The organism is Mycobacterium sp. NGS22, from assembly GCF_059813095.1.
Window position 1 is genome coordinate 68,656 of the sequence record NZ_JCALDY010000019.1, and the last position, 12,357, is coordinate 81,012.

General features: G+C 65.6%; 14 protein-coding genes and 1 tRNA gene. 8 read left to right on the forward strand and 7 right to left on the reverse strand.

Going from position 1 to position 12,357, the window contains the following annotated elements; genetic code table 11:
• Positions 1–18: 18 nt before the first annotated feature.
• Positions 19–744, forward strand: a complete 726-nt coding sequence (locus tag AC5Y47_RS18270; RefSeq protein ID WP_499945640.1) for a mannan-binding family protein — start codon at positions 19–21, stop codon at positions 742–744.
• Positions 745–761: 17 nt separating this feature from the next.
• On the opposite strand, the gene AC5Y47_RS18275 is transcribed toward AC5Y47_RS18270, so the two are convergent.
• A complete protein-coding gene (locus AC5Y47_RS18275) occupies positions 762–1,964 on the reverse strand; it encodes a L,D-transpeptidase (protein ID WP_499945641.1) in 1,203 nt (400 codons plus the stop codon).
• Positions 1,965–2,159: 195 nt separating this feature from the next.
• On the opposite strand from AC5Y47_RS18275, the gene AC5Y47_RS18280 reads away from it, so the two are divergent.
• From AC5Y47_RS18280 to AC5Y47_RS18290, 3 genes are all read left to right on the forward strand, one after another.
• Positions 2,160–2,232, forward strand: a tRNA-Lys gene (locus AC5Y47_RS18280).
• Positions 2,233–2,661: 429 nt separating this feature from the next.
• A complete protein-coding gene (locus tag AC5Y47_RS18285; protein WP_499945642.1) occupies positions 2,662–3,159 on the forward strand; it encodes a DUF2243 domain-containing protein in 498 nt (165 codons plus the stop codon).
• Complete coding sequence (locus tag AC5Y47_RS18290; protein ID WP_499945643.1) at positions 3,156–4,070, forward strand: cytochrome c oxidase assembly protein; 915 nt, start codon at positions 3,156–3,158, stop codon at positions 4,068–4,070. Before AC5Y47_RS18285 ends, AC5Y47_RS18290 begins: the two co-directional genes overlap by 4 nt.
• A gap of 38 nt (positions 4,071–4,108) precedes the next feature.
• On the opposite strand, the gene AC5Y47_RS18295 is transcribed toward AC5Y47_RS18290, so the two are convergent.
• Together AC5Y47_RS18295 and AC5Y47_RS18300 are read right to left on the reverse strand one after the other, a co-directional pair.
• Positions 4,109–4,318, reverse strand: coding sequence for an excalibur calcium-binding domain-containing protein (locus AC5Y47_RS18295; protein ID WP_499945644.1), 210 nt, complete (start codon positions 4,316–4,318; stop codon positions 4,109–4,111).
• Positions 4,319–4,416: 98 nt separating this feature from the next.
• Positions 4,417–4,986 (reverse strand): TetR/AcrR family transcriptional regulator, encoded by a 570-nt coding sequence (locus AC5Y47_RS18300; protein WP_499945645.1) that lies wholly within the window; start codon positions 4,984–4,986, stop codon positions 4,417–4,419.
• A gap of 49 nt (positions 4,987–5,035) precedes the next feature.
• Between AC5Y47_RS18300 and AC5Y47_RS18305 the strand changes: the two genes are divergently transcribed.
• The gene (locus AC5Y47_RS18305; protein ID WP_499945646.1) at positions 5,036–5,923 is read left to right on the forward strand and encodes a lysophospholipid acyltransferase family protein; all 888 of its coding nucleotides are present in this window, start codon (positions 5,036–5,038) and stop codon (positions 5,921–5,923) included.
• Between the two features lie 5 nt (positions 5,924–5,928).
• Here AC5Y47_RS18305 and AC5Y47_RS18310 read toward each other — a convergent pair whose 3' ends face one another.
• Genes AC5Y47_RS18310 through AC5Y47_RS18320 form a run of 3 tightly spaced genes read right to left on the reverse strand, consistent with a single transcriptional unit; the run spans position 5,929 to position 8,599 of the window.
• Complete coding sequence (locus tag AC5Y47_RS18310; protein WP_499945647.1) at positions 5,929–6,726, reverse strand: ABC transporter permease; 798 nt, start codon at positions 6,724–6,726, stop codon at positions 5,929–5,931.
• The gene (locus AC5Y47_RS18315) at positions 6,723–7,895 is read right to left on the reverse strand and encodes an ABC transporter substrate-binding protein (protein ID WP_499945648.1); all 1,173 of its coding nucleotides are present in this window, start codon (positions 7,893–7,895) and stop codon (positions 6,723–6,725) included. The genes AC5Y47_RS18310 and AC5Y47_RS18315 overlap by 4 nt, the downstream gene beginning before the upstream one ends.
• Positions 7,892–8,599 carry an ABC transporter ATP-binding protein gene (locus tag AC5Y47_RS18320; RefSeq protein ID WP_499945649.1) on the reverse strand — a complete coding sequence of 236 codons (708 nt, stop codon included), beginning with the start codon at positions 8,597–8,599 and terminating at the stop codon, positions 7,892–7,894. The genes AC5Y47_RS18315 and AC5Y47_RS18320 overlap by 4 nt, the downstream gene beginning before the upstream one ends.
• A gap of 381 nt (positions 8,600–8,980) precedes the next feature.
• On the opposite strand from AC5Y47_RS18320, the gene AC5Y47_RS18325 reads away from it, so the two are divergent.
• On the forward strand, positions 8,981–10,720 hold the full coding sequence (locus AC5Y47_RS18325) for a DUF3556 domain-containing protein (RefSeq protein WP_499945650.1): 1,740 nt from the start codon (positions 8,981–8,983) through the stop codon (positions 10,718–10,720).
• Positions 10,717–11,505, forward strand: a complete 789-nt coding sequence (locus AC5Y47_RS18330) for an SDR family NAD(P)-dependent oxidoreductase (protein WP_499945651.1) — start codon at positions 10,717–10,719, stop codon at positions 11,503–11,505. Before AC5Y47_RS18325 ends, AC5Y47_RS18330 begins: the two co-directional genes overlap by 4 nt.
• 54 nt (positions 11,506–11,559) lie before the next feature.
• On the opposite strand, the gene AC5Y47_RS18335 is transcribed toward AC5Y47_RS18330, so the two are convergent.
• Positions 11,560–11,787 carry a DUF3618 domain-containing protein gene (locus AC5Y47_RS18335; protein WP_499945652.1) on the reverse strand — a complete coding sequence of 76 codons (228 nt, stop codon included), beginning with the start codon at positions 11,785–11,787 and terminating at the stop codon, positions 11,560–11,562.
• A 96-nt stretch (positions 11,788–11,883) separates the two neighbouring features.
• Between AC5Y47_RS18335 and bcp the strand changes: the two genes are divergently transcribed.
• Complete coding sequence (gene bcp / locus AC5Y47_RS18340) at positions 11,884–12,357, forward strand: thioredoxin-dependent thiol peroxidase (RefSeq protein WP_499945653.1); 474 nt, start codon at positions 11,884–11,886, stop codon at positions 12,355–12,357.

Genomic DNA, 12,357 nt, shown 5'->3' on the forward strand with positions numbered 1-12,357 from the left:
TCGATACTGCTGGTGGCCATGTCCGCTGTCCCGCGCCCCGCGACCGCGGGGGCGTCGGCCGAGTCGTTCTGCGGCGAGCTCGGTGGCGGCTGGGACGGCCAGTACTGCCACACCGCGGTAACATCCGAACGAAACGCCGTGCGCGACATCAAAGTTGCGGTACCGGCCGAACTCGTCGACAACCCCACGACCGGCCCGGTGATCCGCGACTATTTACGCACCCTGGTCGCCAATTGGCGAAAAGCCAACACGCTGATGGCGGCGGACAGCTACGGCGAGGAGAACTACCAGGTCTTCCAACACAGCGACCTGCTCAGCGCGGTCTTCCACGAGGATTATCACGCCGACGGGCCCAAACCCAACAACGCCTACCGCACCTTCACCTTCGACATGGCGCGCGGCCAACGGGTGCAGTTGTCGGACCTGGCCGGCGGTTCACTGGGCGCGATTGCGGGTCCGGCCCAGCCGTTCATCGAAGCTGCGCTGAATCAGGCTGCGCCACCGCATGATCCGGGGACTTACCCGTTCACCGTCGACCGGTGGACGCCCGACAAGGTCTACTCCGGCGCCTACCGCGCGTGGGCGCTGACCCCCGACGAACTGATCCTGTACATGCCCGACTACCCGGTCGGGCACGACGAACCCGTGAATTACTCGCCGGGGATGCCGCAGTGGTTTATGGACGGCGGCACAGTCGAGGCGCACATCCCGCTGTCAGCACTGGGCGGCGTGCTGCACGTCTGAGTCGGGCCCGCGATCACCTAGCTGGCGTTGGCGTTGCCGGCCCGCCACTGCTCCCACGGAATGTTCCAGTCGCCGAGGCCGTCGGTACCGGGCAGGATGCTGCCGACGGTGTTGACGATCTCGACGATGTCGCCGCGCTTGCTGTGGTCGTAGAACCACACCGCGTTGCTCGGGCTCACGTTCAGACAACCGTGGCTGGTGTTCGAGTGACCCTGGGCGCCCACCGACCACGGCGCGGAGTGCACGAAGATTCCGCTGTAGGAAATCTGTGTGGCCCAGTCGACGTCGGTGCGATACCCGTTGGGCGAGTTGACCGGAACGCCGTACGTCGACGAATCCATGATGATGTGCTTGAACCGGGCGCCGACGGTGTAGATGCCGTTGTTCGTCGGCGTGCTGTCCTTGCCCATGGACGTAGGCATGGTCTTGACGACCTCACCATTGATCCGCACCGTGATGATCTTGGTGTTGTCGTCGACCGTGGCGATGAACTCGTCCCCGATGGTGAAGTGCATCTTGACGTTGTCCTCGCCGAACATGCCTTCGCCGAGGTCGACGCCGTAGGTGTTGACCGCCACGTCGACGGTGGTGCCGGGCTTCCAGTAATGCTCTGGACGCCAACGGACTTCGCGCCGGTTCAGCCAATAGAACGCACCCTCGACCGGCGGATTGGTGGTGATCTTGATGGCCTTTTCGGCGGCGGCACGGTCGGCGATGTTCTCGTCGAACCGGATGGCCACCGGCTGCCCGACGCCGACGGTCTCGCCGTCGCTCGGCACGACGTAGGGCATGGTCAGGTGCGCCGGTGAACTGGTCTGGAAGGTCATCTGCCGGTTCGCGGCGCCGCCGAGTCCCAGCGCCTTCGCGTTCAGTGTGTAGCGGCGGTTGTAACCGAGTTGTTCGGTGGACTGCCAGTGCAGCCCGTCGGGGCTGAGCTGACCGGCGATCTGCCGACCGCTGTCGTTGGACAGGGTCACCGACCCCAGCACGCCGTCGGCGACGCTCACCGTCACCGGCGCGTCCACGGTCACCCCGACGGCGCCGTCGGTGACCGAGGCGGTCAATTTCGGGACCAACAGGTCGGCAAACGGCGTGCCCTTGTTTTCGATGACCTTGGGGGCTGCCGGCGCCTTGCCGCCACTGCTACAGGCGACACCGAACACAGCAACTAGGACCATGGCCACAGCCAGCCACGATCGACGTCTGCGCAAAGGCGTCATCAAGTGACCTTCCCCATTTTGTTCACCTACAACGGTCACCGCTGACCAGGATTGTTTCTAGTATTGTAGTGCCTTCTCCCCACCCACCGAGTCAGTCCGGCCGATTGCGGCTTTCCGTGCTGCAGCTCACTGTGAGGGATTTCCCTCCGCGACGCAATGCCTGTTATTGTCGATAGCCGGTCTCTGGCCGTGCACGCGCCGTTAGCTCAGTTGGTAGAGCAGCTGACTCTTAATCAGCGGGTCCGGGGTTCGAAACCCTGACGGCGCACTTCAAGTCGTTTTGCCCTTCCCCTTCATCCGAGTGAAGGGGGAGGTGTATCCGACGGAGGCAGCAACGTGAGTTGCCGGATGCGCCTGGACCGGGCGCGAGCATCAGCGGCTCGTCCGCACGTGTCTCTTGCCTCCCGACAAAGGCGCTCGGAGGTGTCCTGATAAACCCCTTGCCGCAACTGGCGGTAAATCCGTTCGAGTTCGAGGTCGATGACTTGCCGGTCCGAGCTTTCACCGGGGACAACTGGCGGACTGGCGTCGTTGCGACTCATACGCACCGAATACCAGGGCCGGAGCACTTTAAACCGCCGAAAATTCGTTCGAAAGTTTCGGATTAACAGTTGCACATACAAAGTATTCGCCCTGCGGATTCGGTGCAGAGCCGGATCTCGGTGTATGCCGTAGGCAAACGGGTACCTCCCGCGGTATGGACAGCGCCACGCTGAGGCTGCCGGGCATCGTTCTCGGTGTCGGCTTGGGCGGGTTCGTCGACGGCATCCTGCTCCACCAACTGCTGCAGTGGCACCACATGCTCACCAGCGCTGACACCGCGCGCATCAACATCGCTTCCTATCCCGCCGACACCGTGCACGGCCTGAAGGTAAACACCTTGTGGGACGGCCTCTTTCACACCTTCACCTGGCTCGCAGTGCTCATCGGGCTGGCGCTGCTGTACTCACGGTTGACCCGAACCAGGCAGCGGGTGTGGACGGCTCGCCCCCTGTGGGGTTGGGTGCTGGTCGGCTGGGGGCTGTTCAACCTGGTCGAGGGGACGATAGACCATCAAATCCTGGCCATCCACCACGTCCGCAGCGGTGCCCATCAAGCGTTGTGGGACATCGGGTTTCTGGTGTTGGGTGCGCTGCTCGTGCTCGGCGGTTGGCTGCTCCAACGCAGCACTCCGACGGCCTCGGACACGACGTGACGCTCCTCGCCCACGGACCTGTCAGCCACGAAGGCGGCACCGCTCTAGCGGCTGGCATCGCCTTCGCGGTAGCCGTCGGCTATGTCGCGCTTGCACTGGCACGAAGCCGGGAGCCGCGCGGCCGGAACCCGTGGCGGACGTGCAGTTTTCTCCTCGGCACGGGCCTGCTGATTCTCGGCGTCGAGTCCGCGGCCACCACCGGATTCGGTCACCACATGCTCGGACACTTGCTGATCGGTATGTTCGCGCCGACGGCGCTGGTGCTGGCGGCACCCGTCACGCTCATCCTTCGATCGGTCACCCCGCGCTACGGCCGACTCCTCGTCCATGCGCTGCGCTCCGCACCCGCGCGGACCGTCTCCCACCCCGCTGTGGTGCTGACTGCAAACCTCGGCGGCCTCGTCCTGTTGTACTTCACTCCGCTGTTCACCGTGGCGAGCTCCAATACCCTTGTGCACCAGTTGGTTCACCTGCATTTCTTCCTCGGCGGGTATCTGTTCGCGTGGCTGATCGTCGGTCCCGATCCGGGGCCGGACCGCCCGTCGGTACGCAGTCGCATCGTCATCCTCGGGGTCGCGGTGGCAGGGCATTCGGTGATCTCCCAGCTGCTGTACGGCGGGTTCTTCGTTTCCGCGCCTATCCCGCCCGACGAGCTGCGCGACGCCGGGACGCTGATGTACTACTGGGGTGATATCGCCGAGATGCTGCTGGCGGTGGCGCTGCTGTCGTCGTGGCGAAGGGCCTCGGGGGTCCCCGGCGTCAAAGCCCAGCGGATGGGCTCTCCGGTCCGGTCACCATGGCGAACAGCCTGCTGCCCAACAGCCGAACCGCGCTCACGGCTGACGACACAATCACAGCTTTACGGTACGAGCCGTGCCGCAGATTACTCGAAGTCGACGTTGCGAAACTAACTACCGGCTATGCGAAGACAGCCGGCGCATGCCACGAACTAGGACTCGCAGGCGATACCGTCTCCGTCGCGGTCCAGCTTCGAACTGTACGCGGGGTCATCCTTCGTTATGTTGTACCGGCCGTCTTTGGCAGCGGCCTTGCAGTTGGCGTACGGCGGATCAGCCTGTGCGACAGGCGCAATGGTCACCCCGACGCTCAGTCCCGTAGCAATGGCGACCACTACGGCCGCGAGAATGCGTATCTTCATCTCGAAACACCCTCCCTGTGTCGGTTGGCGAGATTACGACACGCGGGGGCCGCCCGCGCCGAAATCGGCAAAAAACAGGGAATTTGCTGATGACCGCGTCAGACAGGCGCCACGATGCGCCGGGCCGCCTCGATCAAACCGGCACGCCGAGCGGCGACGACTTCGGGATCGTCGGACCGCGCGTCCGGGTGCGGCGACTGCGCCCACGCCAATCCCACGCCGAACAACAGCACGAGCAACTCCATCGGCTGCCAGGACGGGTCGACGTGGCCGGCCGCCTGCGCGGCCTCGATAGCGCGGATGTCGCGGGCGGGGACTGAATCCCATTCCTCGGCCGGGGGCGGGTTCAGAGCAAGTCCTTCCAACTGTGCCCAGGTGAGCATGCGCAGATGCTCGGGACGCCGCCGGGCGAGGTCGTAGATGTCCCCCACGAACTCCGGCACCGCGTCCGGGCGCAGGGCGACCGAGGCGAAGAACTCGGCCCCGTCAGCGGCGACCACGCTGCGAAACAGCGTCTCTTTGTCCTTGAAGTGGGCGTAGAGCCGTTCTTTGCTGGCCTCGGCGACGCGGGCGATGCGGTCGATGCGGGCGCCGGCCAGACCGTAGTTGGCGAACTCGGACCGCGCGGCGCTCAGGATCGAGTCGCGAAGCTCGTCGGTGGTCCGCACGGTCAGATCATACCCCATACGAACTAGTTCGTTTGTTATGCTGCCATGCATGGCCCCTCCTTTCCCTTCTCGGATCGACCAGCTCGCGAAGCAGCCGATCGACCTCGACGCCGTGATGACCCACCCGCCCCGCGTGCAGACGCTGCGCAACGCGCTCGACAAACTGCAAGACGGCATTGCCCCGTTGATCGACCTGTGGCGTCCTTTCGTGGACGGTTTGGACACCCTCCCCGCCGACGGCCGATTTCTGTTGGTAGGCAATCACACTCAGTTCATCGGCGGCGAAGTGCTGCTCATCCCGCACTTCGTGCGGCGGGCCGTCGGCACCCGGGTCCGCCCGCTGGCCGATCGACGCTTCGCTCAGCAGCCCGGTTTCGGCCACGACGTGATGACCGCCTACGGCGGGGTCATCGGTGCACCCGAGACGGCGCGGGAACTGATGCGCCACAACGAGACCGTCCTGGTCTTCCCGGGCGGCGGGCGCGAAATCGCAAAGTTCAAAGGCGAGGAATACCAGCTGAGCTGGCACGGTCGTTCCGGGTTCGCCCGGGTCGCCGTGGAGAACGACTATCCGATCGTCCCCGTCGGCTTGGTCGGGGGTGACGACGTCTACAAGAGCCTGATCACCCGCGACAGCACGCTCGGTCGACTCAGTAGCACCCTCAGCGCCCGGTTCGGCGGCGGAAGCGACATGGCCGTGCCGCTGATGCGAGGCATCGGGCCCACCTTCATTCCCCGCCCGCAGCGGATGTATCTGCGCTTCGGCGAACCGATCGTCACCACGAAACCCGAGGGCGAATCGCCGGAGAGCTGGGTGGCCACGGTCCGAGAGCAAACCAGGCACGCGTTGGAGAAAATCCTGGCCGACCTGCTGGCCATCCGCGCGGACGACCCGTTCCGCGAACTGAATCCGCTGGCGTGGTCGCGCGCGGCCTAGCCGTCCTAACCTGACCGCGATCCCGAAAGCAGCCGGCGCGCAACCAGATCCAGCACGTAACCGATCAATCCGATCACCACGATCACCGCGACCACCTGCCCGTACGCCAGCTGGTCGCGTGCGTTGAGGATCTGATAGCCCAAACCCGAACGCACCCCGAGCATCTCGGCGGGCACCAGCACCACCCAGGCGATGCCCAGTGCGACGCGCAGACCGGTCTGCAGGTGACCGCGGATCGCGGGCAGCACCACCACGGTGAGTTGTTCGACCCGGGTGGCCCCGAACGACTTTGCCACCTGTAGGTAACCGGGGTCGATGGCATGCACGCCGGCGGCGGTGTTGATCAGGATCGGCCACACCGACGCCGCGGCGATCAGAAAGATCACCGGTTCGTTGCCGATGCCGAAGAGTGCCACCGAGATCGGTGCCCACGACAGCGGCGAGATCATGCGCAGGAACTGCACCACCGGGCGGGTGGCCCGATCGGCGGTGTCATTCAACCCGATCAGCAACCCGGCGGGGATGCCGATGACCGCACCGACCAGCAGCCCAACCAGCAAGCGCCACAGGCTGACACCGGTGTCGGGCAGCAGGACTCCGCGGTGGTGCAGGTCGGCCAGCGACTTGACCACACGCAGCGGCGTCGTCTCCCGCAACAGTGACTGGGCCGGGGCCAGGACCCCGGTCGCCAACCACCACACCGCGACAGCCGTGCCGATGGCCAGCACCGGTGGCCACCAACGCTGAGCCAGCGCGCCGGCCGTGGAATCTTCGGGCTTAATGGTCGTGGTGTCCGAAGTCATCGCGGCTGTACCTGTTCCGTTCGGGTCAAATCAGTAGGGATACCGAAACTTTCGGGACCTCCGTGTGCGCTCAACGCGGAGCGTACGAAGGTGTCGTCCACCAGATCGGCGTGCACGGCCCCGGGATCCAGCCGCTCTAGAAACCGCCGGTCACCGTCCACGACGGTGTCGTGCATGGCCTCCACGAGGCGGCGAGTGAAGCTGGGAAACGGAAAAGGCTGATAGCCCAACCGCTGCGGCTGCCAGTCAGGATGAGCGATCCGATAATCCTGCGGGCGATAGCTGAGCGCGGTCTTGATCGCCGGGAGCGGCTGCGGCAGATACGCGCCCTTGGACAAGGCGGCGGCCGCCGCGGCTCGGTCGGCATTGATGTGTTGCTGCGCAACCACAATCGAGTCGACCAGCGACGCGGCTGCCTGCGGCCGGTGCTCGATCAGGTCCTCGTGGGCCAGCACCACGCAGCAGGCATGGTCACGCCACACGTCGCCGAGGAAGGTATGGATGCGACCGATCTTGCGCACCTGGGCCATAGCGTTGAACGGGTCGGCCACCACGTAGCCACTGATCGACCGGTTGGCCAAGGCCGGCACCATGTCCGACGGGCTCATCACGATCAGTTCAACGGTCCGCGCGCTGCGCGAGGCGCTGCGGCGCACCACCGGCACCAGGTCGTGGGCGCGCAGCAACTGCTGCAGGATGATGTTGTGGATTGACCACCAAAACGGTATCGCCACTTGCGTTCCCGCCAACTGGCCCAGGTCGGTGATGTCGGGCGCCACGGTGAGGGCCGAACCGTTGGTGTGGTTCCAGCTCAGTATCCGCACCGGACTGCGCAGCAGGAAGCGCAGCTGAATCGCGGTCGGCATCAGCATGTGCACCGCGTCGACCTGGCGAGTGACGAAGGCCTCGGCAAGCGATGCCCAGCTGCGGAACAGCACCGGCTTGGCCGCGCTCACCACACCCGGCTGATAGAGGCCGGCCGCGTGCGCGATCAGCAGCGGCGCCGCGTCGGTGATGGGCAGATATCCGATCCGTAGTTGCCCACTGGTGTTGGTGCGGTCGATGCTGGCGGCGTGCGCCAGATCAGCCACCCCTGCCACGCCTCCCACTGCGGCCAGGGCCGCCGCGCCGGTCAGCAGGGACCGCCGCGAGATCAGGCCGTCCGTCACCGCTCGACCAGGCGATAGTGGTCGAGGATCTCCTCGCGGAGCGGCTGGCTGCCGGGCTGCCATTCCCGCCGGATCCGCCCGTCGGGACCAAGCAGCACCACGCGGCTGGCCAGCAGCAGGGCCTCGTCGACGTCGTGGGTGACCAGGACGACGGTGACGCCGAGTTCAGCGGCGAGATTGCTCAGCCAGCGCTGCAGATCGGCGCGGATGGCGGGGTCGAGCGCGCTGAACGGTTCGTCCAGCAGCAGTAGCCGTGGCCGGGTAGCGACCGCGCGGATGATGGCGACGCGCTGCGCCTGCCCACCGGAAAGCTGGTCGGGGTAGCGGTCGGCGACCCGGTCCAGATCGAATCGGCGCAGCAGCTCTTGCGCGTAGTCCCGTTGGAACGTCGCTTTCTGCGCGGCGAACCGCCCGGCCAGCAGTACGTTCTCCCCGGCGGTCAGCCACGGTAGCAGCAGCGGCTGCTGGAACACCACGCCGCTGTGCGGTCGCGCCGAACCGCCGTCAGCCCATTGGACCGTTCCCGACGTGAGTTGCTCCAGGCCGGCGATCACCCGCAGCAGGGTGGATTTCCCACTGCCACTGCGTCCCAGGATGGCCAGGAAGTCGCCGTCGTCGATGGTCAGGTCGACGTCGGCCAGCGCGTGGCTGTCGGCGTCAAAGTGCTTGTGGCCACCGACTATTCGCACAGCGGCAGTTCCCACGTTCGTTCCTTTCGACGGTGGCGCCGTCCCGAGGGACACGGCACAGGCAGCACGCTGCCACTGGATCCTGCGACTTGTCCACGCGTTGCGGTGTGCGCGTAACCCGAAGCGACTCCCAGGCTCCGTCGCGGTTGTGCCGCCGCCGCACTCGGCGACACTTGTCGAACGGTGCGAACTGTGTTGACCTACAACATGTTTGGCTTGCTCCGGACCGCACGCTGACGCAATTGCCCGTACCGTCGGCCGCCTGGAGCCGCAAGATGGGATCGCGCTGATCGCAACGAAGCGTGAACCGACCCCGTCGAGTCCGACGCGGGTCTGTCGCGCCGCGCCGGCCGCAGGTACTTTTTCATCACACAGCATGCCGTCGAAGGAGCCGCAATGGGGTTCATCCAGCCGAACCTGCCCGTCGTCGACGTTCCGGAGTGGAGCCGGCGGACGCGATCGGAGCGGGTCGTGCCGATGATGCGGCACATCGCGGAGAACGGCTTCGGCACTCCGCTGGTGATGCACGTGATGTACGGAGTGAAGATCGTGCTGTACATCCTGGGCATCTGGGTGTTCGCCTGGACCACCGATGGCATCGGTGGCTTCACCGATCTCACCGCGTGGTGGACCGAGCCGATCGTGTTCCAGAAAGCCGTGCTGTTCACGATGCTCTTCGAAGTCGTCGGACTGGGTTGCTGTTTCGGCCCGCTGGCCGGGCGGTATTTCCCGCCGATCGGTTCGATCCTGTACTGGCTACGGCCCGGCACGATCCGGCTACCACCCTGGCCCGGCCGGGTTCCACTGACCAAGGGCCACAATCGAAGCCCGCTCGACGCGCTGCTTTACGGCGCGCTGATCACGTTGCTCCTCCTCGCACTGGTGTCCGACGGGGCCGGGCCTATTCCGGCGTTGGGCACGCAGATCGGCGTGCTGTCACCGTGGCAGACGGTCGCGATCCTGTCCGTGCTGGCTGCGCTCAGCGTGCGGGACAAAGTGATCTTCTTGGCCGCCCGCGCCGAGGTGTATGCACCACTGGCGCTGGCCTTTCTGTTCACCGGTGCCGACATCGTGGTCGCAGCCAAGCTGGTCTTCGTCGTGATCTGGATGGGTGCGGCGACGTCGAAGATCACCCGGCACTTTCCGTTCGTGATCTCGACGATGCTGGCCAACAACCCGTTCATCCCGTCTGGGATTCTCAAGACGTCGTTGTTCAAGCGCTACCCGGATGATCTGCGCCCGGGTGCGGTCTCGGGCTTCATCGCTCATTTCTCCACTGCCATCGAAGGACTGGTGCCGCTGGTGCTGTTCTTCTCGCACGGCGGGTGGCCGACGACCATCGCCGCGCTCGTGATGATCGTGTTCCACTTGAACATCCTGCTGGCGTTCCCGATGGGGGTGCCGTTGGAATGGAACGTCTTCATGATCGTCGGGGTGCTGTGGCTGTTCGTCGCGCACGCGCCGCTCGGGCTGTCCAGTGTCGGTAACCCGCTGCCGGTGGCCGCGTTGTTCGCCGTCATGGTCGCCACCGTCATCCTCGGAAACCTGTTCCCGCGCAAGATTTCTTTTCTGCCCGGGATGCGGTACTACGCCGGCAACTGGGACACCACGCTGTGGTGCGCGAAGCCGTCCGCCGACGAGAAGATCCGCCTCGGCGCCCGCGCGCTCGGGCCGATGCAGCACTTGCAGCTCGAGCGGCTGTACAAGAGCAAAGACGCCACCCTGGTCCCCCTGCACCTGGCATACGCGTTCCGTGGCATGAACACGCACGGGCGTGCGTTGTTCACGCTGGTGCACCGCGCGCTGGCCGGGTACGACGAGGACGACTACAACCTGTGCGAAGGCGAGACGCTGTGTGCGGTGGCGGTCGGCTGGAACTTCGGCGACGGGCACATGCACAACGAATGCCTCATCGAGGCGCTCCAGGAGCGTTGCGGATTCGAGCCCGGCGAGGTTCGGGTGGTGATCATCGACGCCCAGCCCATCCACATCCAGCGTCAGGAGTACCGCCTCGTTGACGCCGCGACGGGCGAATTCGAGCGCGGCTACATCGAGGTCGACGACATGGTCACCACCCAGCCGTGGGTCGATGATCTCCCGGTGCACGTCACCAGTGGCACGGGCCTGAAGGCATGACGACGGCTCTGGTCACCGGCGCCTCGACGGGTTTGGGCCGCGAATTCGCGGGTTTGTTCGCGGCTGACGGGATCGACGTGGTCGTGGTGTCCAGCGAGCGCAGCGCGGCACAACTGGCTGAATTGGCCGACGAACTGCGGTCCCGCCATGGTGTCCGCGTCGACGAGATATCGATGGACTTGTCCCGGGCGGGTGCCGGGGCAGAGCTCGTCGCGCGCGTCGACGAACTCGGTGTCGACGTCGAGTACCTGGTCAACAATGCCGGTGTCGGGATCTTGGGTCTGAAGATCCAGGAGTGCGATCCGGCGGCGATATCGAAGATGATTCGGCTGGACGTGGTGACGTTGACCGACCTGACCACGTTGTATGCCGCGCGGATGGTGAAAGCGGGGCGCGGAGCCATCCTCAACGTCAGCTCGATCGCCGCCTACGTCATTCCGCATGGGCTCGAGGCGGGCTATGCCGCCAGCAAGGCCTATGTGCGCAGCTTCTCCGAGGCGGTGGCTGCCGACCTGCACGGCACCGGCGTCACCTGCACGCACCTGGCGGCGGGTCCGACCCGCACCGAGTTCGGGCGCACCGCCGGTGTCGGGGACTGGTCGCGCCTGGATCGGTTCATCATGGACGCCGCGCCGACGGCCCGGGCCGGGTACGACGCGATGCGGGCCGGTCGGGTCATGGTGATGCCGGGAGTGGGCAACAAGATCATGCGCGCGGCCGCGCCGCTGTCGCCGTCACGTCGGCTGAAGGCGCGGATTTCGGGTTACTTCGTAGCGCGTCGGTGAAGTTCCGGCGTCGAGTGCGCGGCTGGCGTCCCACTTGGCGGGAGGCGCGCGGGGTCAGCGGTTCCTGATCTTGTGGATCACCACGATGACGGCGACGACACCTGCCCCGGTCAGCGACACCGTCACGATCGGCTTGTTCAGGAACTCAATCACCTTGGCCTTGACGTCGTCGGCCAGACGGCGGGGATTGGCACGCTCGGCAAGCGAGTCGACGGTCGCCGCGAGCTGCTCGCGGGCCACATCGATCTCCTGCTTGATGGTGTCGGGATCGCGGTCCGCCACGTGTCTGTCCTCCAAGTCAGGCTGGTGCACTGACGAACTACCCTAGAGCAGCTGAGGCAAACCCCGACGCACCGGTGAACCGAAAGGACTCCGCACGTGACTGAGACCGCCCGCCTGGCTCCCGGTGACAAAGCGCCCGCGTTCAGCCTGCCCGACGCTGACGGCAACAAGGTGTCCTTGGCGGACTTCAAGGGTCGTCGCGTCGTCGTGTACTTCTACCCGGCCGCGTCCACGCCCGGCTGCACCAAACAGGCCTGCGACTTCCGCGACAGTCTGTCTGAATTGGACGGGGCCGGGATCGACGTCGTCGGCATCTCCCCCGACAAACCGGAGAAGCTGGCGAAGTTCCGCGACGCCGAGAAGTTGACGTTCCCGTTGCTGTCCGACCCCGATCGCAAGGTGCTGACCGCCTACGGCGCGTTCGGTGAGAAGAAGATGTACGGCAAGACGGTCACCGGCGTGATCCGGTCCACCTTCGTCGTCGACGAGAAGGGCAAGATCGAGGTCGCGCAGTACAACGTGAAAGCGACCGGACACGTCGCGAAGCTACGGCGCGATCTGTCGGTTTAA